Origin of the sequence: Azovibrio restrictus DSM 23866 (assembly GCF_000429665.1) — a bacterium.
Lineage (GTDB): Bacteria > Pseudomonadota > Gammaproteobacteria > Burkholderiales > Rhodocyclaceae > Azovibrio > Azovibrio restrictus.
On record NZ_AUCH01000020.1, the window covers coordinates 21,422 to 44,930 of the forward strand.

Annotated in this window: 26 protein-coding genes; 22 read left to right on the forward strand and 4 right to left on the reverse strand. The window is 63.0% G+C overall.

The annotated features are described in order from the left end of the window. The first annotated feature begins 4 nt into the window (after positions 1–4). Positions 5–814 (forward strand): glycosyltransferase, encoded by an 810-nt coding sequence (locus G474_RS0115805; protein ID WP_026687812.1) that lies wholly within the window; start codon positions 5–7, stop codon positions 812–814. Between the two features lie 81 nt (positions 815–895). Here the strand turns inward: G474_RS0115805 and G474_RS0115810 are convergent, their stop codons facing one another. Continuing rightward, the gene (locus G474_RS0115810) at positions 896–3,286 is read right to left on the reverse strand and encodes a tetratricopeptide repeat protein (RefSeq protein ID WP_026687813.1); all 2,391 of its coding nucleotides are present in this window, start codon (positions 3,284–3,286) and stop codon (positions 896–898) included. 171 nt (positions 3,287–3,457) lie between these two features. Here G474_RS0115810 and G474_RS0115815 point away from each other — a divergent pair, with 171 nt between their 5' ends. The 9 genes from G474_RS0115815 to G474_RS0115855 all read left to right on the forward strand — a co-directional run bounded on the left by G474_RS0115815 (position 3,458) and on the right by G474_RS0115855 (position 10,246). After that, positions 3,458–4,273: a flagellin N-terminal helical domain-containing protein gene (locus G474_RS0115815; protein WP_026687814.1), complete on the forward strand. Its 816-nt coding sequence runs from the start codon at positions 3,458–3,460 to the stop codon at positions 4,271–4,273. Positions 4,274–4,480: 207 nt separating this feature from the next. Then, on the forward strand, positions 4,481–5,293 hold the full coding sequence (locus G474_RS0115820; RefSeq protein ID WP_026687815.1) for a flagellin N-terminal helical domain-containing protein: 813 nt from the start codon (positions 4,481–4,483) through the stop codon (positions 5,291–5,293). Between the two features lie 83 nt (positions 5,294–5,376). Next, the gene (locus tag G474_RS22245; RefSeq protein WP_051282362.1) at positions 5,377–5,802 is read left to right on the forward strand and encodes a flagellar protein FlaG; all 426 of its coding nucleotides are present in this window, start codon (positions 5,377–5,379) and stop codon (positions 5,800–5,802) included. Between the two features lie 34 nt (positions 5,803–5,836). Then, complete coding sequence (fliD, locus tag G474_RS0115830) at positions 5,837–7,219, forward strand: flagellar filament capping protein FliD (protein WP_043464850.1); 1,383 nt, start codon at positions 5,837–5,839, stop codon at positions 7,217–7,219. Continuing rightward, the gene (gene fliS / locus G474_RS0115835; protein ID WP_084513810.1) at positions 7,216–7,629 is read left to right on the forward strand and encodes a flagellar export chaperone FliS; all 414 of its coding nucleotides are present in this window, start codon (positions 7,216–7,218) and stop codon (positions 7,627–7,629) included. Before fliD ends, fliS begins: the two co-directional genes overlap by 4 nt. 3 nt (positions 7,630–7,632) lie before the next feature. After that, complete coding sequence (locus G474_RS0115840) at positions 7,633–7,905, forward strand: hypothetical protein (protein WP_026687818.1); 273 nt, start codon at positions 7,633–7,635, stop codon at positions 7,903–7,905. Positions 7,906–7,914: 9 nt separating this feature from the next. Beyond that, complete coding sequence (gene fliK / locus G474_RS21220; RefSeq protein WP_051282363.1) at positions 7,915–9,066, forward strand: flagellar hook-length control protein FliK; 1,152 nt, start codon at positions 7,915–7,917, stop codon at positions 9,064–9,066. Beyond that, positions 9,047–9,382 carry an EscU/YscU/HrcU family type III secretion system export apparatus switch protein gene (locus tag G474_RS0115850; RefSeq protein ID WP_026687819.1) on the forward strand — a complete coding sequence of 112 codons (336 nt, stop codon included), beginning with the start codon at positions 9,047–9,049 and terminating at the stop codon, positions 9,380–9,382. Before fliK ends, G474_RS0115850 begins: the two co-directional genes overlap by 20 nt. A gap of 84 nt (positions 9,383–9,466) precedes the next feature. Beyond that, positions 9,467–10,246: a flagellar brake protein gene (locus G474_RS0115855; protein ID WP_026687820.1), complete on the forward strand. Its 780-nt coding sequence runs from the start codon at positions 9,467–9,469 to the stop codon at positions 10,244–10,246. 52 nt (positions 10,247–10,298) lie between these two features. Here G474_RS0115855 and fliE read toward each other — a convergent pair whose 3' ends face one another. The 3 genes from fliE to G474_RS0115870 all read right to left on the reverse strand — a co-directional run bounded on the left by fliE (position 10,299) and on the right by G474_RS0115870 (position 13,285). Beyond that, on the reverse strand, positions 10,299–10,622 hold the full coding sequence (gene fliE / locus G474_RS0115860) for a flagellar hook-basal body complex protein FliE (protein ID WP_026687821.1): 324 nt from the start codon (positions 10,620–10,622) through the stop codon (positions 10,299–10,301). A gap of 66 nt (positions 10,623–10,688) precedes the next feature. Further along, positions 10,689–12,089 carry a sigma-54-dependent transcriptional regulator gene (locus G474_RS0115865; RefSeq protein WP_026687822.1) on the reverse strand — a complete coding sequence of 467 codons (1,401 nt, stop codon included), beginning with the start codon at positions 12,087–12,089 and terminating at the stop codon, positions 10,689–10,691. After that, entirely contained in the window at positions 12,086–13,285 is a 1,200-nt protein-coding gene (locus G474_RS0115870; RefSeq protein ID WP_026687823.1) for a sensor histidine kinase, read from the reverse strand. The genes G474_RS0115865 and G474_RS0115870 overlap by 4 nt, the downstream gene beginning before the upstream one ends. Before the next feature lie 212 nt (positions 13,286–13,497). On the opposite strand from G474_RS0115870, the gene fliF reads away from it, so the two are divergent. The 12 genes from fliF to fliQ all read left to right on the forward strand — a co-directional run bounded on the left by fliF (position 13,498) and on the right by fliQ (position 23,508). After that, entirely contained in the window at positions 13,498–15,204 is a 1,707-nt protein-coding gene (gene fliF / locus G474_RS0115875; protein ID WP_342663590.1) for a flagellar basal-body MS-ring/collar protein FliF, read from the forward strand. Continuing rightward, positions 15,194–16,195: a flagellar motor switch protein FliG gene (gene fliG / locus G474_RS0115880; RefSeq protein ID WP_026687825.1), complete on the forward strand. Its 1,002-nt coding sequence runs from the start codon at positions 15,194–15,196 to the stop codon at positions 16,193–16,195. Before fliF ends, fliG begins: the two co-directional genes overlap by 11 nt. A 4-nt stretch (positions 16,196–16,199) precedes the next feature. Beyond that, positions 16,200–16,895: a flagellar assembly protein FliH gene (locus G474_RS0115885; RefSeq protein WP_026687826.1), complete on the forward strand. Its 696-nt coding sequence runs from the start codon at positions 16,200–16,202 to the stop codon at positions 16,893–16,895. Beyond that, on the forward strand, positions 16,892–18,292 hold the full coding sequence (gene fliI / locus G474_RS0115890; RefSeq protein WP_043464852.1) for a flagellar protein export ATPase FliI: 1,401 nt from the start codon (positions 16,892–16,894) through the stop codon (positions 18,290–18,292). The genes G474_RS0115885 and fliI overlap by 4 nt, the downstream gene beginning before the upstream one ends. Positions 18,293–18,311: 19 nt before the next feature. Next, entirely contained in the window at positions 18,312–18,764 is a 453-nt protein-coding gene (gene fliJ, locus G474_RS0115895) for a flagellar export protein FliJ (RefSeq protein ID WP_026687828.1), read from the forward strand. 66 nt (positions 18,765–18,830) lie between these two features. Next, complete coding sequence (locus tag G474_RS22250) at positions 18,831–19,901, forward strand: flagellar hook-length control protein FliK (RefSeq protein ID WP_051282364.1); 1,071 nt, start codon at positions 18,831–18,833, stop codon at positions 19,899–19,901. 40 nt (positions 19,902–19,941) lie between these two features. Beyond that, the gene (gene fliL, locus G474_RS0115905; RefSeq protein ID WP_026687829.1) at positions 19,942–20,487 is read left to right on the forward strand and encodes a flagellar basal body-associated protein FliL; all 546 of its coding nucleotides are present in this window, start codon (positions 19,942–19,944) and stop codon (positions 20,485–20,487) included. 15 nt (positions 20,488–20,502) lie between these two features. Next, on the forward strand, positions 20,503–21,513 hold the full coding sequence (gene fliM / locus G474_RS0115910) for a flagellar motor switch protein FliM (RefSeq protein WP_026687830.1): 1,011 nt from the start codon (positions 20,503–20,505) through the stop codon (positions 21,511–21,513). A 28-nt stretch (positions 21,514–21,541) separates the two neighbouring features. Beyond that, a complete protein-coding gene (gene fliN, locus G474_RS0115915; protein WP_245589385.1) occupies positions 21,542–21,982 on the forward strand; it encodes a flagellar motor switch protein FliN in 441 nt (146 codons plus the stop codon). A gap of 86 nt (positions 21,983–22,068) precedes the next feature. Next, on the forward strand, positions 22,069–22,488 hold the full coding sequence (fliO, locus tag G474_RS0115920) for a flagellar biosynthetic protein FliO (protein ID WP_043464853.1): 420 nt from the start codon (positions 22,069–22,071) through the stop codon (positions 22,486–22,488). Next, positions 22,478–23,242: a flagellar type III secretion system pore protein FliP gene (fliP, locus tag G474_RS0115925; protein ID WP_026687833.1), complete on the forward strand. Its 765-nt coding sequence runs from the start codon at positions 22,478–22,480 to the stop codon at positions 23,240–23,242. Before fliO ends, fliP begins: the two co-directional genes overlap by 11 nt. Then, positions 23,239–23,508 carry a flagellar biosynthesis protein FliQ gene (fliQ, locus tag G474_RS0115930; protein WP_026687834.1) on the forward strand — a complete coding sequence of 90 codons (270 nt, stop codon included), beginning with the start codon at positions 23,239–23,241 and terminating at the stop codon, positions 23,506–23,508. The genes fliP and fliQ overlap by 4 nt, the downstream gene beginning before the upstream one ends. Position 23,509 lies beyond the last annotated feature (1 nt).

Here is a 23,509-nt window from a genome sequence, read left to right on the forward strand (position 1 = left end):
CACCATGAACGCCAGTCCCCGCTTCTCCGTCATCGTCTGCAGCATCGAGGCCCTCAAGTTCGCCCGTATCTGCGAGTGCTACACCCATCTGCTGTCCGGCTATCCCCATGAAATCATCGGCATACACGATGCAGCCTCCCTCGCCGAGGCCTATAACCGGGGTATCGCCCAAGCCACCGGCGACATCCTGATCTTTTCCCACGATGACATCCTGATCCTTGATCCCGGCTTCGCCGACAAGCTGGCCCAGCGTCTGGAACACCTGGACCTGCTGGGTTTCGTCGGCACCGACAAGCTCATCACCGCCACCTGGTTCGGCGCCGGCCAGCCCCACTTGCACGGCGTGGTCGCCCACGGCAAACCGGGGAACCCCCATCTTTCCCTGAATGTGTATGGCGTACATGACTGGCCGGTAGCCCGCAACATCCAGGCCATCGACGGCTTCTGCATGGCAGCCACCCGGACCGCCGCCCTGGCGATCGGATTCGATGCCGCCAGTTTTGACGGCTTTCACCTTTATGACCTGGATTTCAGCTACTGCGCCTATCTCGCCGGCTATCGGCTGGGCGTCTGTTGCGACATTCCCATCATCCATGAATCGGCCGGAAATTTCGGGTACCAGCACCTCCAGTACGCCGAGCGTTTCGTCCTGAAACATGTGCAGCAGCTGGGTCACACCGCCCCGGAAGCCATCAAGGGCGAGTCTCCCGGACGGGGCGCCCTGTTCCGGGAACATCAGGCCCTGCTGCAGGCCTGGCAGCCCGACTTGCTACGCCGGGCCACCCTTGCCATGAACCGGCCTGCAGGGCTGTAGAGCGGCGCCTGGACCTGTTGCCGCCGACCTCGTCCCGTAGCTTGCCGGGGATGCGCGCCGCGCTGCCCCCGGCATCTTTTTTCAGGCCGGTCCGACGGGGTGCTGGCACCAGCGTTGCCACATGCTCCTGAAGGCCTGTTCCAGCCCCCCGGCCATGCGCGGTGCATCCATCAAGGGGCTGGCCAGCATGCGCTGCCGCAGCCCGGCCCGCAGGGATTTCAGCCGCTCCCGGTCCCCGGCCAGCGCCACGGCCAGGTCTTCGTAGGCGGCTTCACTGTCCACCACCAGTTCCCCCAGGCCCACGTTCTCGAGGATGGGTTTGCCCATGCGCGATACCAGCATGTCCCCCGGCCAGGTGATGAAGGGCACCCCCATCCAGATGGAGTCATACCCTGTCGTCCCTCCGTTGAAGGGGAAGGGGTCCAGGCACAGGTCTGCCTCGTTGTAGCTGTCGAAGTAAACCTGGGTGCTCATGATGCCGCGGATGTCGAGCCGCTCCGGGGCGATCCCGTACTGCTCGAACTGGCTCTCGATATAGCGGATCAGGGTACCGTCACGCCCCCCCCGGGCCACCAGGATCAGGCGCGATTCCGGCACCCGCTGCAGAATCCGGCTCCAGAGCCGGATGGCGCCCTGGCTCACCTTGCGGAAATTGTTCAGACAGGCAAAGGTGAAGGGCCGCTGCAAACGCTCGCAGGGCAGGCCGGGCTGGATCGCCACATCGGGAATCATGGTGCGCACCCCGTAGCAATCCGGCAGGGGCCAGGGGGTTTCGGTACACCAGGCCCCCTGTTCCAGTACCGGGTCCGGAGGGATGAAGATGTAATCCATGACCGACATGCCACTGGTCCCTGGAAAACCCAGCCAGGTCACCTGGATGGGGGCCGGTTTGCGCGCCATGGCCAGCAGCCGGTTACCTTCGGTGTTGCCGTTCAGATCCACCAGGATATCCACTTCATCAGCCCGGATCAGGTCGGCCAGGGAGTCATCGCCCAGGGCAATCACGTCGCGCCAGCGCTCCACCCGGGCCCGTGCCATGTCGGTGACCGAATCCGTCGCCATGGCGTTGTAATAGATGGTGGACTCCACCTGCTGCCGATCCAGGTATTCAAGGAAAGGGACCACGAAGGCGGCCACCGGGTGGTTACGCATGTCGGAGGTCAGCCAGCCGATGCGCAGACGGCGCCCGGGATTCCGGTCCCGGTCTGCAAAATCATCCTGGCGCCGGTGCCGCTGGCAGAGGTTACGGTCGAAAGCCTTGGCCACCTCAACGATGTCGGCTGAGCTCGACTCCGTGGAGTGCACCATGGCCCAGAGGGAATTGGTATAGGCGATCAGCCGCTCCGGATCGATTTCGAGCACCCGGCGGAATTCACGCAAGGCCTCTTCCGAACGGGCCTGGTCCGAATACCAGCTGCCCAGGTTGAGCCGGGCATTGATATGCAAAGGGTTTTTGGCCAGGATGGTCTCTGCCACCTGCCGGGCCTTGTCGCTTTCCCCCTGCTTGGTATAGACGACGATCAGGGTGTTCCAGGCATTCAGGTTGTCCGGCTGGCGCGCCACCGCCATTTCCAGGTTCTCCTGGGCCACGTCCAGCTGCCCCTTGGTGGTGAACATCAAGCCCAGGTGTTCGAGAATCCAGTCCTCGGCCACCCCCATGGCATGGGCCCGTTCCATGGCCTCCACCGCCTCCAGGGCGTCGCCGCTCTGGACCAGGGCCAGGCCCAGCTTGGCCTGCAGCTCTGCAGAATCTGCCGTTTTGCTCAGCCCGGCACGGAAAAAATTTGCCGCTTCCTTGAAATTGCAGCGCCTCAGGGCCAGGTCACCAGCCAGATTCAGGGTGGTAGCCAGCTGCGGAACCAGATCGAAAAGCTTCTTCAGGCACTTCTCCACCTCATCGAGCATGCCTTTCTGCAGATAGAGGTGCCCCAGGGAAAGCCAGGCATCCGGATAGCGGGGATCCAGCACGGTAGCCTTCCTGAAGGCCTGCATGGCCTCCTCCAGCTCTCCCAGTTGCTGGGCAGCAAGACCTAGCAGGCAGTAGTGGGCAGACCTGGGCCCGGGCTGGGCCACCACTTCCTGCAAGACCGCCTTGGCCTGGTGCCATTCACCCGCCGCCACATAGGCGCCACTCAGGCTGCACATGATCCCCACGTCCTTAGGGGCCCGGCGACGGGCCTGGAGCAGCACGGCCACGCCCTCCTTGTGCAGGCCGATACGGCCGTAGAGTTCGCCCAGACGCTGCTGATACCTGGCGACATCGGGCTGGAGCTGAACCGCGTGCTCGAGGAACTGGACCGCGGTATCCATCTGGCCGATGGCCATGGCGACTTCACCCAGGCCAAACCAGCCCTCGTGGGCATCGGCCCGGGCGGTGACCACCTCCTCGAACAGACGGCCGGCGGCCTCGTAGTTCCTCTGATTGAAGGCCTTGCGCCCTTTTTCGAGCGTGCGTTTGAGCTTGTCGGACATGTTTTTTCCGTTCCTGGACCGGGTTTGGAGTTTATACGGATTTCCGGGGCCCGGCACACCCGGCAAGTCGCGATCTGGCATGGGAAATGCTTTAACCCACTCAGATTTTCGATCCCTTTCCCATGGAATCTGGATCGCTGCTGATTAATTTTCTCTCCGAAGGAGAACGAGATGCCTCAAGTCATCAATACCAACGTTGCCTCACTCAACGCGCAACGTAACCTGAATACCTCCCAGGGCGCTTTGAGCAATGCCTTGCAGCGTCTCTCTTCGGGTCTGCGCATCAACAGCGCCAAGGACGACGCAGCCGGCCTCGCCATCGCCGAGAAAATGAACGCCCAGTCCCGGGGCATGACCGTGGCCATGCGTAACGCCAACGACGGCATTTCCGCCGCCCAGACCGCTGAAGCCGGCCTTTCCGCCATCAGCAGCCATCTGCAGCGGATGCGTGAGCTGGCCGTCCAGGCGGCGTCCGGTCAGTACGATAGTGAAAACCGGATGGCCCTGGATGCTGAATACCAGCAGCTGTCCAGCGAAATCACCCGGGCCATGGATGCCACCAACTTCAACGGCAAAAAACTCCTGGACGGCAGTTTCACCGGCATCAATTTCCAGATCGGCGCCAGCACCACCACCGAATCCCAGATCGCTGTAAATATTGCATCGGTACAAACGGCATCCCTGGGAAACATCACCACGGCCTCGGCAGCCCTCTCGGCCATGACGGCCATCGACGTTGCCCTGAACACGGTCAACGAGAACCGGGCCGACCTGGGTGCCATCCAGGCCCGCTTCGAAGGGGTGCTGACCCAGCTGGCCACGGCGGTGGAAAACACCGAAGCCTCCCGCAGCCGCATCATGGACACCGACTACGCCGCCGAAACCGCCAAACTGGCCCGGGCGCAAATCCTGCAGCAGGCGGGTACCGCCATGCTGGCCCAGGCCAACGCCCTGCCCCAGAACGTGCTTTCCCTGCTCCAGGGCTAAATCCCCAGGCAACAGCGCAAGAGCGGGCCGCAGCAGCGGCCCGCTCTCGTTTCTGGGGGGCAAAAAAACTTCGCAATCCTTGAGGCAAAGCCCTAAAGTAATCTCCGTCATCGCCGTAAGAACACACAAGCAGACATGGCACACGCAATAAGCCAAGGAAATCCAGGTCTGACTTTCTAAACAACTTGTTCTGTGAAGGAGTAAAAAATGGCCTCCGTAATCAACACCAACGTTGCATCTCTCAACGCTCAGCGGAATCTGACCACCTCCCAGGGTTCCCTGAACCAGGCTCTGCAGCGCCTGTCCTCCGGTCTGCGCATCAACAGCGCCAAGGATGACGCCGCTGGTCTGGCCATTGCCGAAAAGATGCTCTCCCAGTCCCGCGGCATGACCGTGGCCATGCGTAACGCCAACGACGGTATCTCCGCCGCCCAGACTGCTGAAGCCGGCCTGTCCGCCGTCAGCGGCCACCTGCAGCGGATGCGCGAACTGGCTGTGCAGGCTGCTTCCGGTCAGTACGACAGCACCAACCGCGCTGCTCTGGACAAGGAATTCCAGCAGCTGGCCAGTGAAATCACCCGCGCTGCGGACGCCACCAACTTCAACGGCAAGAAGCTGCTGGACGGCACCTTCTCCGGTATCAGCTTCCAGGTCGGTGCCACGACCACTTCCGAGTCCAGCATCTCCGTGACCATCAGCTCGGTTGGCTCTACCGGTCTGGGCAACATCTCTTCCGCCGCCAGTGCCACGACCGCCATGTCCGCCCTGGATGCCGCGATCGAGAGTGTGAACACCGCCCGTGCTGACCTGGGTGCCGTGCAGGCCCGTTTCGAAGGGGTGCTGGGACAACTGTCTGCCGCCCAGGAAAACACCGAAGCTGCCCGCAGCCGGATCATGGACACCGACTACGCTGCTGAAACCGCCAAGCTGGCCCGGGCACAGATCCTGCAACAGGCTGGTACCGCCATGCTGGCCCAGGCCAACGCCTTGCCGCAGAACGTGCTCTCGCTCCTGCAGTAACGATCTCAGGTAGCAGCGCATGAAGCGGGTGCGGCGGCCAACAAGCTGCCGCACCCCTTTGGCGTATAGGCTAGGAGTAAATCATGGACATCAATAGCATCGGCAGCCAGCTGCCCTTCCCCAGCCCAGCCCAGGGACCCAAGCCGCTCCCGGCCGCGCCTCAAGCAGCTCCTGATGCGGCCCCCGTTGCCAGCAGCAACATCACTGGAACCAGCCCCCGTCCAGCAGCGGAAACCGACGCAGCAGGCAAGAACAAGTCCGACGACCAGCAAAGCCAGGAGGCCTTCCGGCAAAAATTGCAGGAAAGCGTGGACGAGTTAAACGATTTCATCCAGCCCCATAACACTTCCCTGCGTTTTTCCATTGATGACGAGAGTGGCACCGTGGTTGTCAAGGTAACCGACAAGGAAACCCAGGAAGTCATCAAGCAGATTCCATCTGAAGAAGCACTGGAACTGGCCAAGGCCCTGGACAAACTGAAAGGCCTGCTGATTCAGCAACAGGCCTGAACCTGATTCACTGATTTTGAAATAGGAGGCAATCATGGCCACCGTCACATCCCTTGGCGCCGGCTCCGGCCTGGAACTGGAAGCCCTGGTCACCAATCTGATGGCCGTCGAACGCCAGCCGCTCAGCTCGCTGCAAAAGCAGGTTTCCTCCTACAACTCCAAGATTTCAGCGCTGGGAACCCTGAGCAGCAAGCTCAACAGCCTGCAGACTGCGGCCAAGGCCCTGGTTCCCAATGTCCTGCAAAGCGCTCTGCAGAAGTTCGCCAGTTACAGCGCCAGCCTGGGTGACACCAACATCGGCACCGTCACGGCCACTACCGGTGCCGTGGCCGGATCCTACAACCTCAACGTCACCCATCTGGCCCAGGCCCAGAAGGTCACCTCTGGCGTTCTACCCAGCACCCTGAATACCGGTACGCTCACCATCGATTTCGGCAGCGTCAGTGGCGGAGCATTCACCGCCGACCCCGACCGCCAGGCCACCATCAATATCACGACGGAGACAAATACTCCGGAAGGACTGCGTAACGCCATCAACCAGGCCAATATCGGCGTCAGTGCCACCATCGTAAACGGCACCAACGGCCCGCAACTGGTTCTAACCGGCAGTGAGGGGGGGGACAAGGCTTTCAAGCTGAGCGGCATTTCCGGCCTGACCTATGACCCTGGCCCCAAGACTGGCGACTTCAGCAACAACCAGGAAGCCCAGAACGCCGCCTTCACTGTGGATGGCATTGCTGCCACCAGCAACTCCAACACGGTTACCGGCGTCATTGATGGCGTAACCCTGAATCTGGCCAAAACCGGTTCCACCACCCTCACGGTCAAACAGGACAACACCACCAATTTGAAGTCCGCCCTGGAAGGGTTTGTCAGCGCCTACAACAGCGCCGTGACCAGCATGACTTCCCTGGGGGCCTATAACAGTGAAACCAAGGTAGCCGGGGCCCTGCAGGGTAACCGCATCCTGCGCGAAGCCCAGAACACCTTGAGCAATCTGGTGTTCAACACCTCCTCCACTACCGACGGAGTAACCCAGAAGCTGTCTGATATCGGCATCTCCATCAAGGGCACGGATGGAACCCTGTCGCTGGATTCCGCCAAGCTCGAAGCTGCCCTGACCAAGAACCCCAACGCTGTCGCCAATCTGGTGGCCAAGGTGGGCGACTCCTTTAGTGATAGTATTGACCGCATTACCGGTCTGGGTGGCAGCGTAGACATCAGCAAGACCAGCATGAAAAGCAGCATCAAGTTCCTGGAAGATCGCCAGGAGGCTTTGGAGCTGCGGCTGGTCTCCATTGAGGCCCGTTACAGAAAGCAGTTCAGCTCCCTGGATACCCTGGTGTCCACCATGAACACCACCAGCACCTACCTGACGAATCAACTCGCCTCCTTGAACTCATCTAAGAGCAAATGATGTTTGGCAGCGCCTACAATCCCGCCAATACCTACGCCGAACTCAGCCGGGAGTCGGATGTACGCTCCGCTGACCCCCATCGGCTGATCATCCTGCTGTTTGAAGGCGCGGAAAGCGCCATCGGCGTTGCCCGCCTGCATGCCGAGAACGGCAACGTGGCAGAGCGGGGCAGCAACATCTCCAAAGCCATCGACATCATCGCCAACGGCCTGAAAGCCAGCCTGGACATCGAGCAGGGTGGGGAGCTGGCGGAACGCTTGGCTGCACTTTACGACTACATGGTGTCACGCCTGCTATGGGCAAACATGAAGAACGACATTCCCACCATGCTGGAAGTCCAGTCCCTGCTGGCCGAAATTCATGACGCCTGGAGCCAGATCGAACCCGGCAAACAGCAGAAGAATCCCTGAGACATGGCAAACGCCCCCTACCAGACCCTGGAGCTCATCACCGCCGAACTGAAGAAGCGTGCGGAAGCCGGGGACTGGGAAACCGCCGCCCAGATCGCCGTGCAACTGGGCGCCCAGCTTCAGCCAGGACGCTTTCCTGCCGCCACCCCCTCGGACCGGGCTGCCATTGAAGCCAGCCTCGCCCATATTGCCGCCATCACCGAACGAGCCGGCCCCTTGCATACAGACATTGCCTGTCTGCTCAAGGCCTTCGGTCCCGCCCAGCCAGAAAAGTAAAGCCCGGGCATGATCCCCGCAGACGTTGCCTCCCGCCTCCGGCTGGTCAACGACCTGGTCACCCAGCCCACGGCACCGACCCAGAAGCTCACCGACGCCCTGAGTGACTTCGTTCCCGGGCAACGGGTCATGGCCACGATTCAGGCTTTGCTTCCCAATGGCACCTACCGGGCCATGATCGCCCAACGGGACATCACCCTGGCCCTGCCCTTTGCCGCCAAAGCCGGGGACGCCCTGGAACTGGAAGTGGTGGACTCCAACGGCAAGCTGGCCCTGGCCGTCGTGGCAGGCAACAAGCAGGCCGCCGGAGACCCGGGCGACGACGCCTCTGTCGCCACCCGGCTGACGACCACCGGCCGCCTGATCGGCGACTTGCTGGCCGGCATGGATAAAGAGGGAGGCAAGCGCCCGCAGCCCGCTCCCCTCAACAACGCCCAACCGGTAGTCACCCGCTTTCCTGAAAATGCCGCCGACCTGGCCCCCGCCCTGAAATCTGCCCTGAGCACCAGCGGCATGTTCTATGAAGCCCACCAGGCCCGCTGGGTTCAAGGCAAGGTGCCGACGGAAACCCTGCTCCAGGAACCCCAGGGCCGCCTCTCCCCGGCGGCCCACGCCCTGGTGCAGCAGAGTACGGAAAACGGCTCCCGCACCAACACCACTGCCCCCCATCAGGCGAACACCAGCCCAGCAGCAACGCATACCGCCTCCAGCAGCAACGCCCCTGCCCCCACCCTGACGGACAGCGGCGCCCTCAGGGTCGGCATGGGCCAGGTAATCGCCAGCGAACTCACGCCCCTGGTCCAACAGCAACTGGAAGCCCTGGCCACCAACACCTACGTCTGGCAGGGGCAGATCTGGCCCGGTCAGACCATGCACTGGGAAATCGTCGAAGAAGATGGCGGGCAGCAGGAAAGAGCGGGCGAAAACACGGCAGCCAACTGGACAACCCATCTACGCCTGGAGCTCCCCAGCCTGGGAGGCCTGGACGCCACCCTCAGACTGCAGGGCGGCAAGGAGATTGAAATCACCGTGCGCACCCAGGATGATGCGGCACGCCAACGGCTGAACGCCGCCAATGCTCCGCTGCAGGAACAATTCGAGACTGCCGGCCTGAAGCTCAGATCCCTCGCCATTACCCGCCATGTCAGACAGGAAGAGTGAACAGCAGCGGGAAGCCGTTGCCCTGGCCTACCGTCAGACCGACGCCGCTCCCCGGGTCGTGGCCAAGGGACGGGGGCTGATTGCCGAAGAAATCATTTCCAAGGCCAAGGAACACGGCGTGTATGTCCACGAATCACCGGAACTGCTGTCCCTGCTGGTCCAGGTGGACCTGGACGAACACATCCCCAGCCAGCTCTACCTGGCAGTAGCCGAACTTCTCGCCTGGCTGTACCGGGTCGAACATGGGGAAAACGGGCTTCCTCCCCCCCAGTTGCCCCTACCCCCCCGGCCGGCTCCCCAGGAACAAACCTCCTGAGCCGAACCGCCAGATGACGCGGCAGCGCCCTTCTCATGCCTTTTTGATTTAAACTCAACGAGCCCTGGATTCATAGAACATCACATGTCAGAAACAGAAACGGCTCGTTCCCCCCTGGAACTGGAAGAAGCCGACGCCTACAGCCAGTATCTGCTGCACTCGCCAACCGAAGTAGCCTTCGTGTTGCGCAACGCCATGCAGAAGGGCTGCATGATGACGGTATATTTCGACATGGGACAGTCCTTTTTCCTGACTTCCTTGCTGCAGGTCACTCCCAAGGGCATTGTGCTCGACTACGGCAGCGACGAAGACACCAACCGTCGCGCCCTGAAAGCTGGCCGCCTGATCTGTACCACCAGTGTGGACAAGGTGAAGGTCCAGTTCGCCCTGGACTCCCTGTCCCTCGTGAACCACGAGGGCAGCCCGGCCTTTTTCAGCCCATTGCCGGCCAACCTGCTGCGCCTGCAGCGCCGGGAATACTTCCGTGTCAGCACCCCCATCGCCAACCCCCTCAAGTGTGAAATCCAGGTCAGCACGGAAACCGGAGGGATTACGGCACAACAGATTCCCCTGCTCGACATCAGTGCCGGGGGCATGGGCCTCATGGCGGCCGTTGACCAGGCCCAGTATTTTGGTCGGGGCTCGGTATTCCGGAACTGTGTGCTGACCCTGCCGGATGACGGCCCGATCAAAGTGGACCTGGAGGTGCGCAACCTGTTCGAGGTCACCACCCGCAACGGCAGCCGATATTTCCGGGTTGGTTGCGAGTTCCTGGACCTGCCTGGCCTGTTGCTCACCATGATCCAACGCTACATCACCCGCCTGGAACGGGAACGCAAGGCCCGGATCAGCGGCCTGGAATGAAAATGGGCGCCTTGCAGGCGCCCATTCTGTTGCTGCCAGCCTTGCTGCCGGCTCAAACCTGCATATTCATCACATCCTGATAGGCACTCACCAGCCGGTTACGGACCTGAACCATTTCCTGGAAGGAAATACTGGCCGTCTGCAAAGCGGCCATCACCTCGTGCAGGTTCTGCTCACTGTCCCCGGCGGCAAGATTTTCCGCCATCTGGGTGGCCTGCTTCTGGGCGTTGTTCACCTGGTCGATGGAGCTCTTGAGCACCTGGGCAAAATCCACGCCCCCCGCTGCCGCGCCGCTCTCCGCAGGCTTGCTGCCGCCAGCCTGGGTTGCCGTACTGCGCAAAACGCTCAGCATCTGTTCAATGCCTTGAGTGTCCATGATGAACTCCAATAAATCCGTCTAGTTGCCTGGAACAGTTACAGCAAATTTCAAGCCAGGAAACCATCACTCCTGAAAATAGCCTTCTTCCTTGTACTGCTTGAGCTTGTAGCGCAGGGTCCGCTCGGAGATGCCGAGACGCTCCACTGCCACCTTGCGGGACCCATTGACTTCGGCAAGGGTTTTCAGGATATGTTCCCGCTCCAGGTCCTTCATATTATCGACCCTTTTTTCCGCTTCCAGCGGTTTTTCTTCACGCTTGTCCGAGGCCGCCGCCACTGGAGCCAGCCCGGTCTCCTGGGCCCCAGCCAGTGTCACAGGCATGGCCGAGAGAGGGCGGGCCTGCAGCCCCAGATGCTCGGGTCCGATGAGGTTGCCCGGGGCCAGGATCATGGCTCGTTGCACCACGTTTTCCAGCTCCCGGACGTTGCCGGGCCAGAGGTGGGCACGCAAGGCTAGCTCGGCCAGGGGAGAAAACACCAGTCCCTGACGCCCGATCTGGACCCCGTGCTCCACCAGGAAATGCCGGGCCAGGGGCACGATGTCTTCGGGCCGCTGGCGCAGGGCCGGAATCAGGATGGGGAAGACATTGAGCCGGTAATACAGATCCTCCCGAAACACGCCCTTGCTCACGGCCTCGGCCATGTCCCGGTTCGAAGTGGCCACGATGCGGATGTTCAGGCTCACCGGCTTCTTGCCCCCGACCCGCTCCACCTCCCGCTCCTGCAATACCCGCAACAACTTGGCCTGCAGGGCCAGGGGCATTTCCGTCACTTCGTCGAGCAGCAGGGTGCCGTCCTGGGCCTGCTCGAATTTCCCGGCCTGGGCACTCTGGGCACCGGTAAAAGCTCCCTTCTCGTAACCGAACAGGGTGGCTTCGAGGAGGCTCTCGGGAATCGCCGCGCAGTTGATCGCCACGAAAGGTCCCTGAGCCCGGGAGGAGTTGCGGTGAATGAAGCGGGCCACCACTTCCTTGCCGACGCCAGACTCTCCTGTGAGCAGCACCGTGGCGTCGGTCTGGGCCACCCTTGCGGCAATCCCGAACAGGTTGGCGCTGGCCGGGTCGTAGGCCACCACATCGGTGATGGCGCCCGGTTCCGGCAGGGCGTACTTGTCCACCTGAGCCAGCAGGGCGCCAGGTTCAAAGGGTTTGAGCAGGAAATCGCAGGCCCCGGAGCGCATGGCCTCCACGGCCCGGTCCACGTCCGCATACGCGGTCATCAGAAGCACCGGCAGCCGGGGATGACGCAGACGGATCTCCTTGAGCAGCGTAATGCCGTCCATAGGCATCATGCGCACGTCGCTGACCACGATGGAAACCTTTTCCCGGGCCAGGATATCCAGGGCTTCCTCACCCCCCGGGGCGCTCAGCACCGGCCGGCCAGCCAGTTCCAGCGTGTCGCTGATGGCTTCGCGCAGATTCGGGTCATCCTCCACGACCAGAATGGTCTGGCTCTTGTCACTCATGAATGCATGTCCTCCCTGGACTGGGATTGTACCGGCAGACGCAATACGAATTCTGCGCCACTGCCGGGTTCGGAACTGACCTGCAGGCTGCCGCCATGGGCCCGGGCGACACCCAGGGCGATCGGCAGCCCCAGGCCCGTTCCCTGGCTCCGGGTGGTGAAGAAAGGCTCGAAAATCCTCGCCTGCATCTCCGCCGGAATACCTGGCCCTTCGTCCGCCACCGCCACCTGGATTTCGTCCTCGCCATACCAGGCGGAAAGGCGGATGCTGCCCCCGGGATCGCTCACCTGCAAGGCATTTTCCAGCAGGCTCACCAAGGCGCCGAACAGGGCTTTACGCCCCCCGACTATGACCGCCCCGGGGCAACGATCATCCATCTCCAGCCGGACCCCGTGCTCCTTCAGCAGGGGCTCCAGGGTCTGAGCCACTTCCGCCAGCAGATCGGACACCCCGATCACGTCCCGGCCTATGCTCTCGCCCCGGGCAAACAGCAGCACGTCCTGGATCAAGCGCTCCAGGCGGCGCAACTGGGCCACGGTCTTGTCGGCAAAACGGCGCCTGGCCTCTTCGCCCAGCTCCGCCTGCCCCAGGTTGCCCGCGTAAAGGAGGGCCGTGGCCAACGGCGTGCGCAGCTGATGGGCCAGGGAAGCCGCCATTTCCCCCATGGCCGCCAGACGCTGATTGCGTTCCAGCTCGCTTTTCATCTGATGGGCGGCAGAAATGTCGTGCAGCAGCAGCAACTTGCCGCCGGAAGAATCCAGGGGACTCTCCGCCAGGCTCAGGCGCCGCCCGTCCAGCTGCCACTCCCCCAGGGTCAGGGTGGGCTCCAGATGGGCCCTCGCCACATCGCCCCAGTGCCGCCCCTCCAGCTCGTCACCGAGCAGTTGCCGGGCCACGGGATTAGCCTCGGTGATGCTGGCCTGACCGTCCAGCACCACCACCCCCGCTGGCAAGGCATTGAGCAACAGGCTGAGACGCTCCGAGAGGGCTTCCTTTTCCCGATACTGACGCCGCAGCTCCCCGTTCGCCACCGCCAGCTCCTCCGTCAGGGAGGCCACTTTCTGCTGCAGGGTGGCATAAGCCTGGGTCAGCTCGGCGGAAACCTGGTTAAACAGATCAAAGGCCCGCTGCAACTCCAGGGCCTTGGCATCGGCCACCGCCGGCTGGGTTGGAGCATGAGGAGGAGCAAGGGACATGGGTTCGGCGCGGGAAGAATAATCGGGAAGAGGCGGCAAGAAGTGCCGGGTAATAGTAGAATAATTCTCGGGAAAATTCCCTTCCTAGTTGATTATTCGCATACTTCCCGCTTAACCCACGGACTCAGCGCAAGCAGAAACACCACTCAATGGCGGCAACACCGGACCTCACAGCCGAATCGGCACCCCAGGGTACAGACCCGGCGACGCGCATGCGCGAAGCTTTCGGCCGCCTGAGCAATCAGCAGAAACTGCTGCTGGCAGTGGCCCTGGCGGCCATCGTGGCCTTGCTGGTGGGAACCTACCTGTGGAGCAAGCAACCCGATTTCAAGGTGCTGTTTGCCAACATTTCCGAGAAGGATGGCGGCGCCATCATCGCGGCCCTGGAACAGGCGAATGTCCCCTACAAGTACTCGGAGGGGGGCACCGCCATTCTCGTCCCTGGTGACAAGGTTCATGACGTGCGTCTGCGTCTGGCCAGCCAGGGACTGCCCCGGGGGGGCTCCGTCGGCTTCGAGCTGATGGAGAGCCAGAAATTCGGCACCAGCCAGTTCGTCGAACAGGTCAATTTCCAGCGCGCCCTGGAGGGCGAGCTGTCCCGCACCATCCAGTCCATTTCTGCGGTCCAGTCGGCCCGGGTGCACCTGGCGATTCCCAAACCCAGCGTTTTCGTCCGCGAAGAGCAAAAGCCCACGGCCTCCGTACTGGTGCATCTGTTCCCCGGACGCACCCTGGAACCGGCCCAGGTGGCGGGGATCAGCCACTTGATCGCTTCCAGCGTGCCCCAGCTCCCCCTCGGCAACGTCAACATCGTCGATCAGAATGGCAACCTCCTGTCCCAGCTCAAGGACAAGCTGACCGAGGCGGGCCTGGACCCCACCCAGATCAAGTACGTGCGCGAGGTGGAAAACAGCATCATCCAGCGCATCGAGGACATCCTCACCCCGGTGGTGGGGGCCGGCAATTACCGGGTCCAGGTGGCCGCTGACCTGGACTTCTCCCACACGGAACAGACGGCGGAAACCTTCCGCCCCAACGGCAATCCTCCGGATGCCACCATCCGCAGCCAGCAGACCTCCGAATCCGCCAACATCAACCAGCAGCCGGGCGGCGGCGTCCCCGGCGCCCTGACCAACCAACCCCCGGTACCTGCCACCGCCCCCCTGACCCAGCCCCCGGTAGGCCAGCAGCCCGCTGGCACGCCCGGGGCCCAGGGCGCCCGGGCACAACCCCAGGAGCGGGGCCAGCTCGACGCCGCGGGCGTGGTGGCTCCCCTGAACCCGGTGTCGCCGCCCCTATCCACCCGCAAGGACACCACCACCAACTACGAGCTGGACAAGACCATCCGCTATACCAAGCAGTCGATCGGCAGCGTCCGCCGCCTGTCCGCCGCCGTCGTGGTCAATTACCGCCTGGAAAAAGACAAGGCCGGCAAGGAGATACCCAAGGCCCTGGGGGAAAACGAGATCAAGCAGATCAACGATCTGGTGCGGGAAGCCATGGGTTACAACCAGGCCCGGGGCGACTCCCTGTCCGTCGCCAACGCCCCGTTCACCCCGGCCGCCAAGGAAGCCGTGGAGGCCATCCCCCTGTGGAAGGACCCCGACAACATCGCCTACGGCAAGGAGATCCTCAAGTACCTGCTCATCGCCGGGCTGATCGCCTACCTGCTGCTGGGCGTGGTCCGCCCCATCATCAAGACCATGTTCCCGCCGCCGCCCCCGGAAGAAACGCCGGAAGAGGCCGCCCTGCGTGCCGCAGCCGAGGTGCGGATCGGCGTGGATGGCGAAGAAGAGGCCACCCAGGTGGAGATCGACCATTTCGCCGCCAAGATCCAGAAGGCCAAGGACATCGCCCAGGGCGATCCCAAGGTGGTCGCCAACATCATCAAGGACTGGTTAGGCGCAAATGGCAGCTAACGACGACGGCGTTGAGAAGAGCGCCATCCTGCTCATCTCCCTCGGTGAAGACCATGCCGCCGAGGTGCTCAAGCTGCTGGGCCCCCGGGAAGTCCAGAAGCTCGGCCATGCCATGGCCACCCTCAAGTCCGTGCCCCGGGCCAAGGTGGAGGCCGTCCTGGACGAGTTCCACACCACGGCTGCGGAACAGGCCGCCATGCATGTGGATACGGACAGCTACATCCGCTCCGTGCTGACCAAGGCCCTGGGAGACGACAAGGCCTCCAACCTGATCTCCCGCATCCTCCAGGGGGGCGAGACCAATGGCATCGAAGGGCTGAAGTGGATGGATGCCCCCACCGTGGCCGACCTGATCAAGAACGAACACCCCCAGATTATCGCCACCATCCTGGTGCACCTGGAACACGACCATGCCAGCGAAATCCTCAGCCACTTCACGGAGCGCCTGCGCAACGACGTGGTGCTGCGCATCGCCACCCTGGAAGGCATCCAGCCCCAGGCCCTGAAGGAACTGAACGACGTGATGCTGCGGCTGCTCTCCGGTTCCACCAATCTCAAGAAAACCGCCATGGGCGGGGTGCGCACGGTGGCCGAGATCCTCAACTTCATCGGCACGGCCAACGAAACGGCGGTCATCGACGCCATCCGCGAATACGATCCTGATCTGGCCCAGAAGATCCTGGACGAGATGTTCGTCTTCGAGAACCTGCTGGACCTGGACGATCGCTCGGTGCAAATGCTGCTGCGGGAAGTCCAGTCCGACTCCCTGGTTCTGGCCCTCAAGGGCGCCTCCGAACCCCTGCGGGAGAAGGTGTTCAAGAACATGTCCCAGCGGGCCGCGGAAATGTTGCGGGAAGACCTGGAATCCAAGGGTCCCGTGCGCCTTTCGGAAGTGGAGGCCGAGCAGAAGGAAATCCTCAAGATCGTGCGCCGCCTGGCCGACGAGGGCCAGATCGTCCTCGGCGGTGCCGGTGGCGAACAGATGATCTGAAGCCATGGCGGGCTACATCCCCAAGGAGCAGCTGCAGGCCTACACCCGCTGGGAGGCGGACAGTTTCGATGCGCCGCCCCCCCGCCCCCCGGCGCCAGAACATCAGGACACCCCACCTCCGGAGCCGGAGAGCATTCCCCTGGCCCAAATCCCCCTGCCCACCGCCGAGGACATCGAGCGGATTCACAACGAAGCCCACACCAGCGGCTACGAGGCGGGCTATCAGGCAGGGCATGAAGCAGGCTATCAGGCGGGACTGGCCGCCGCCCAGGACTATGCTGAACAGTTGGGCAATCTTGCCCTGGGCCTGCAGGAAGCCATGGGCAACCTGGACCAGGAAGTGGCCGAATCCCTGCTGGCCTGCAGCCTGGAAGTGGCCCGGCAGATCACCCGGACGGTGATCCAGGTCCGGCCTGAGGTCCTGCTGGCCATCATCCGCGAAGCCCTGACCGCCCTGCCCCTGCACCACGGCCCCGTCACCCTGCTGATCCACCCGGATCACCTGTCCCTGGTGCAGGAACACCTGGGCGACCAGTTCAGCCATGCCGGCTGGCACATCCAGGAAGATCAGGAAATCCCCCCGGGAGGCTGCCGCCTCCAAGCGGGTAACAGCGAAGTGGACGCCACCCTGCCCACCCGCTGGCGCCGCACCCTGGAAGCCATCGGCGTCACTCCGGAATGGCTGGAAGCCCGGCCATGAGCGCCGGGGAGCGCCTGGCCCAGTGGACGTCCCTGCTGGAACAGGCCCGGGACGCGGCCGAACACGCCGACCCGCTCTTGAGCAGCGGCCGCCTGACCCGTATCAACGGACTGGTGATGGAAGCCTCCGGCCTCAAGCTGCCCCTGGGGAGCACCTGCAAGGTCCTGCCCACCGGAGGCGCCCCAGTGGAAGCAGAAGTAGTGGGCTTTGCCGGTGAAAAACTGTTCCTGATGCCCTCCGACGACGTCTATGGCCTTTCTCCTGGCGCCCAGGTCCTGGCCGTGGAACCGCCCATCGCCCCGCCCCGGGTCGGGCGCAAGGCCCCCCAGCGCCGCCGGGCCATAGACCGGGCCAAGCAGGTCCCGGTGGGAGAATCCCTGCTGGGCCGGGTGGTGGACGGGGTCGGCCGCCCCCTGGACAACCGGGGTCCCCTGCATCCGGAAGCCCAGCGCTCCCTGCAGAGCCGCCCCTACAACCCCATGAGCCGGGCCCCCATTGAGCACGTGCTCGATGTGGGCGTACGCGCCATCAACGGCATGCTCACCGTGGGCCGCGGCCAGCGCATGGGCCTGTTTGCCGGCTCCGGGGTGGGCAAATCCATGCTGCTGGGGATGATGGCCCGTTACACCGACGCCGAGGTGATCGTGGTCGGGCTGATCGGCGAGCGGGGCCGGGAAGTCAAAGAGTTCATCGAGCAGATCCTGGGCGAACCCGGCATGGCCCGGGCCGTGGTCGTGGCCGCGCCGGCCGACACCGGCCCGCTGATGCGGCTCCAGGGCGCCGCCTACGCCACCACCCTGGCCGAATACTTCCGCGACCAGGGCAAGCAGGTCCTGCTGATCATGGACTCCCTCACCCGCTACGCCATGGCCCAGCGGGAGATTGCCCTGGCCATCGGCGAGCCGCCCGCCACCCGGGGTTACCCCCCCTCGGTCTTCGCGCGTCTGCCGCAGCTGGTGGAACGTGCCGGCAACGGCCCCGAAGGAGGCGGCTCCATCACTGCTTTCTACACGGTACTGGCGGAAGGCGACGACCAGCAGGACCCCATCGCCGATGCAGCCCGGGCCATCCTGGACGGCCACATCGTGCTGACCCGGGCCCTGGGGGATGCCGGCCACTACCCGGCCATCGACATCGAGCAGTCCATCAGCCGGGCCATGGTGAACCTCATCGACCCGGGCCATTTCGACCTGATCCGCCGCTTCAAGGTGCTGTTCTCCCGTTACCAGCGGGCCCGGGACCTGATCGCGGTGGGCGCCTACGTCTCCGGTTCCGACCCGGTACTGGATCAGGCCGTCAGCCTCTACCCCCGGATGGAAAGCTTCCTGCAACAGAACTTCGGGGAATGCGCCCGATTCGACGAGAGCGTCGCAGGATTGAGGAACCTGTTCCAGTGACAGGGACTAGAATCCATCCATGAGCACGAATTTTTCCCTGCAGCCCCTGCTCGAGCTGATGCGCGACAGGACCGATGAAGCCACCCGCCGCCTGGGGCAGCTGGTGGCGGCAGAGCAGAATGCCCGGAGCCGGCTGGACCTGCTGACCCAGTACCGGGAGGAATATGTGCAGCGTTTCCGCGACGCCCAGACCCAGGGACTAACCCTGCAAGCTTGGCAGAACTACCAGGACTTCATCGCCAAGATCGACGCGGCCATCATCCAGCAGACCGAAATGGTCCAGGCCTCGGCCCAGAATACGGCCGCCGGACAGGAGCACTGGAAAACCCAGAACACCAAGCTGAAAGCCATCGACACCCTGGCCATACGACATCAGCATGCCCAGCAGCGCAAGGAACTACGCCAGGAACAAAAACAGCAGGACGAGTACGTGACACGCCGCTACCAGCAGGACCACAACGGCCAGAGTTGAGAAACCAGGCATTGGTACGCCCCTTGCTTTGAACTTCGCAAATCAAGTACAGGCAAGGTGAAAACCATGACAATCAGCGCTGTTTCCCCATCCTCCGGGGGCAACCTGCTCGGCGCCCTGAGCGGCAACACCGGTACGGCCGAAGGTGAAGCAGGAAACGGCAGCTTCTCGGGCCTGTTTGCCCAGCTGCTTGGCGGGCGCCAGATCGGAGAACAAGGACAAATCCAGATTCTGGGTGACCTTCCCATCGCCGCTACAGACCCGGGCATGACTGCAGCAGCCACGGGGCTGCAGGACTTCCTGAGTCAGCTTCCCGAAGAAATCCAGGCCCTGCTGCGCGACAAGAAGCAGGGCAAGCAGGACGAGCTCCAAGAGGACAGCAACGGACAGGGACTGCTGGGCGCCCTGCAGGCGCCGATAACCCCTACCTCAATCCCAGCCACCCCGGATGCCCGCCTTATAGAGCAACACGAAGTTGCCACGATTGCACCCACTTCGGCGCAAGCAGTCCCCACCCAGAGTCAAGCAACACCAAACCAACCCCTCGCCCTCCCCGGCCTGCTCCAGGAAGAACTGACGCTTGCCCAGAGCACCGGCTCGGCAAATCTTGCCGCCGGACCGGAAGATTTCAGCCAGCTGCTGCACAGCAGCGCAGTCCACGGCAACACCACTCCTCAGACCGCTCCTGCCCAGGCAGCAGCCCCCCAGGGCAGCTTGGATACCCCGGTGCAGGATCCCCGCTGGTCCCAGGAATTCGGCGAGAAAATTGTCTGGATGGCCCGCAATGATCAACAGCAGGCACAACTGAGCCTCAATCCGGCCCACCTGGGCCCCCTGCAGATCACCCTGAGCCTGGATTCCGACCAGGCTTCCGCCAACTTCACCGCCGCCACTCCCGAAGTGCGCCAGGCCATCGAAGACGCCATGCCCCGACTACGGGAAATGCTGGCCAGTGCCGGCATTTCCCTGGGCCAGACCCAGGTGGGAACCCAGGCCCAGCAGGAACAGGCTCAGGCCCGCCAGGAGCGGAGCGGAACCCGGAGCCAGGGGGATGAGGCTATACTTGAGGCCGACTCCGGCAGTGTCACCAGCGTTTCGCCCCAACGGGGCAACGGACTGGTGGATTTGTTCGCCTGACCGGAAAGCATGCCTGAAGAACTGAAAGGACAAGTCATACATGGCCAAAGACGCTAAGCCGGCCCCCGCCGAGGGAGAAGCCCCCAAGAAAAGCAAGAAACTCCTGATCATCATTCTTGCCGTGGTTCTGCTGTTGCTGGTGGCCGGCGCCGGGGCTGCGTTCCTGCTCCTTTCCGGGGGCGGAGACCACGAGGACGAAGAAGAGGTGGCCCAGGAGGTCAAGAAACCCAAGAAGAAGAAAGCCGAGGCCGGAGTTCCCCCCGTGTTTGTGAACCTGGATGCCTTCACTGTGAATCTGGTACCCGAGCAGGGTGGAGATCAGTACATGCAGGTGGTCATGGCCCTGGAACTGGAAGACATGACTGCCGATCCCATCCTCAAGGGCCAGATGCCCCGGATCCGCAACAATCTGACCATGATCCTGTCCAGCAAGAAGGCCTCGGAGCTCCTGACCAAGGAGGGGAAGGAACAGCTGGCCAAGGAAATCAAGGACGAAATCAACAGCATCCTGGACCCCTCGGCCAAGGGCAAGGCGCCGGAAGGGCCTGTGCTATCCGTGTTGTTTACCTCCTTCATCATCCAGTAAGGACCGGGGCGCCCCATGGCCGGTGATTTTCTCTCCCAGGAAGAAGTGGATGCCCTGCTCAAGGGCGTCACGGGGGAGACTGACGAGCCGGAGGAAAGTGCCGCCGAGACATCCGGGGTCCGCTCCTACAACCTGGGCACCCAGGAGCGCATCGTCCGTGGGCGCATGCCCACGCTGGAACTGATCAACGAGCGTTTCGCCCGCTACCTGCGCATCGGCATGTTCAACTACATGCACCGCAACACCGAAATCTCGGTGGGGCCGATCCGGGTCCAGAAGTACAGCGAGTTCATCCGCAATCTGGTGGTCCCCACCAACCTCAACCTGGTATCGGCCAAACCCCTGCGGGGCACCTCCCTGTTCGTGTTCGACCCCAATCTGGTGTTCCTGGTGGTAGACAACATGTTCGGCGGCGACGGGCGTTTTCACTCCCGGGTCGAAGGGCGGGACTTCACCCCCACGGAACAGCGCATCATCCAGGGGCTGCTGGGAGTGGTATTTGCCGAATACGGCCGCTCCTGGAAACCGGTGTTCGACATCAGCTTCGAGTACATCCGCTCGGAGATGAACTCCCAGTTCGCGAACATCGCCACCCCCTCGGAAATCGTCATTTCCACCACTTTCACGCTGGAATTCGGGGGGGCCACCGCAGACATGCACATCTGCTTCCCCTACTCCATGATCGAGCCCATCCGGGACCTGCTTTACAGCACCATGCAAAGCGACCAGCTGTCTTCGGACAAGCGCTGGATCGGCATGCTGCGCAAGCAGCTCCAGGGAGCCGAGGTGGAGCTGGTGGCCCAACTGGGCTCCAGCAGCATCACCCTGGGGCAGATCCTCAAACTCAAGGCGGGTGACGTGATCCCCATCCACATCCCGGAGAAGATCACCGTCGAGGTGGACGGCGTCGCCGTGATGGAATGCCGCTACGGCCAGCAAAATGGCCAGTACGCCCTGAAGGTAGACCGTTTCGTTCCCTCGGAATCCGCCACCGATACCGTTTCTGGAGAATCAAAGAATGGCTGACGACGAACTCTCTGACGCACTGGCGAGCATGGGCATGGACAGTACCGAAACCCCTGCTGCCGAAGCCGCCATTTCCGAGGACGACTGGGCGGCCGCCATGGCCGAACAGGCCGTGACCGAGACACCCGCCGCGGCCCAGCCCGCCGCCCAGCCGGCCGACATCTTCCCGTCCTTTGGCGCCCCCGGTGGGGCCCCGGGCAGCATCATGAACGAGCTGGACATGATCCTGGACATCCCCGTGCAGCTGACGGTGGAGCTGGGACGGACCAAGATCACCATCAAGAATCTGCTGCAGCTGGCCCACGGCTCCGTGGTTGAGCTGGAAGCCATGGCCGGGGAACCCATGAATGTCCTGGTGAACGGCACCCTGATTGCCCAGGGCGAGGTGGTGGTGGTCAACGACAAGTTCGGGATCCGCCTGACCGACATCATCACGCCCTCGGAGCGCATGCGCAAACTGGGCCGCTGAGACCGCGGAGGCCGTTGGTCACAATCGTTCTGCCCCTGAAGCACGGATTGATCTAAGATACGCGGGTTTTTCCACCCGCGTTTTTCATGCGCCCCATTTCCTTACCTCCCCTGGCTGCACTGCTTGCCGGCCTGCCTTCCCTGGCACTGGCTGCCGACCCGGCCCCCGGCGTTCCTTCGGGGGCCTTCCTGCAGGCCGTGCTGGGCTTGATCCTGATCATCGGCCTGCTGCTCCTGTTCGCCTTCCTGGCCCGGCACTTCCTGGGCGGCAAGGGCTTCGGCCAGGGCAATCTGAAACTCCTGGGCGGCCTCGCCCTGGGCCCCAGGGAACGCATCGTGCTGGTGGAAGCGGGAGACCAGTGGCTGGTGGTGGGCATCGTGCCGGGCCAGATCCGCACCCTGCACTGCATGCCCAAGGGGGAACTGCCACCTGCCGCAGCCCTGTCCCCTCTCCCGTTTTCCCACTGGATGCAGAAATTCTCGGAGCGCCGCGGGCATGAACAGTAAGCGCAAGCCCCTGTGGCACCATCTTTCCCTGCTGGCCCTGCTGTTCCTGCCCGGTCTGGCCATGGCCCAGGCTGCCGGCGGGATTCCCGCCTTCTCCGCCACCCCGGGACCGGGCAACAGCACCACCTACACGCTCACCATCCAGACGCTGCTGACCCTGACAGCGCTCTCCTTCATCCCCGCCACCCTGCTGATGATGACCAGCTTCACCCGCATCATCATCGTGTTCTCCCTGCTGCGGCATGCCCTGGGCACCCAGACTGCGCCACCGACCCAGATCCTGGTGGGACTGGCCCTGTTCCTCACCTTCTTCATCATGGCGCCAGTGGCCGAACGGGTATACAACGAAGCCTACCTGCCCCTCTCGGAAAACCGCATCAACATCATGGAGGCGGCCGACCGGGCCTCGGTACCGGTCAAGGCCTTCATGCTCAAGCAGACCCGGGAATCGGACCTGGCCCTGTTCGCCCGTCTCGCCAACATCGACAAGATCGAAAAGCCGGAAGACACCCCCATGCGGGTCATGGTGCCGGCCTATGTGACCAGCGAACTGAAAACGGCCTTCCAGATCGGTTTCGTGGTGTTCATTCCCTTCCTGGTCATCGACATGGTGGTGGCCAGCCTGCTGATGTCCATGGGGATGATGATGATGTCCCCGGTCATCGTCTCCCTACCCTTCAAGATCATGCTGTTCGTGCTGGTGGACGGCTGGCAGTTGCTGATCGGTTCCCTGGTCAAGAGTTTCGGCACATGAATTCCGGAACCGTCATGGAAATCGGCCGCCAGGCCATCGAAACTGCACTGCTCCTGGCCGGCCCCCTGTTGCTGGTGGCCCTGGCCGTGGGCTTGCTGGTGAGCATTTTCCAGGCCGCCACCCAGATCAACGAAGCCACCCTTTCCTTCATCCCGAAGCTGGTGGCCGTATTCCTGGTCCTGATCCTGGCCGGCCCCTGGATGCTGCAACTGATCCTGGACTTCATGCGCCGGATGCTGGAGAGCATCCCCAACGTCATCGGCTGAT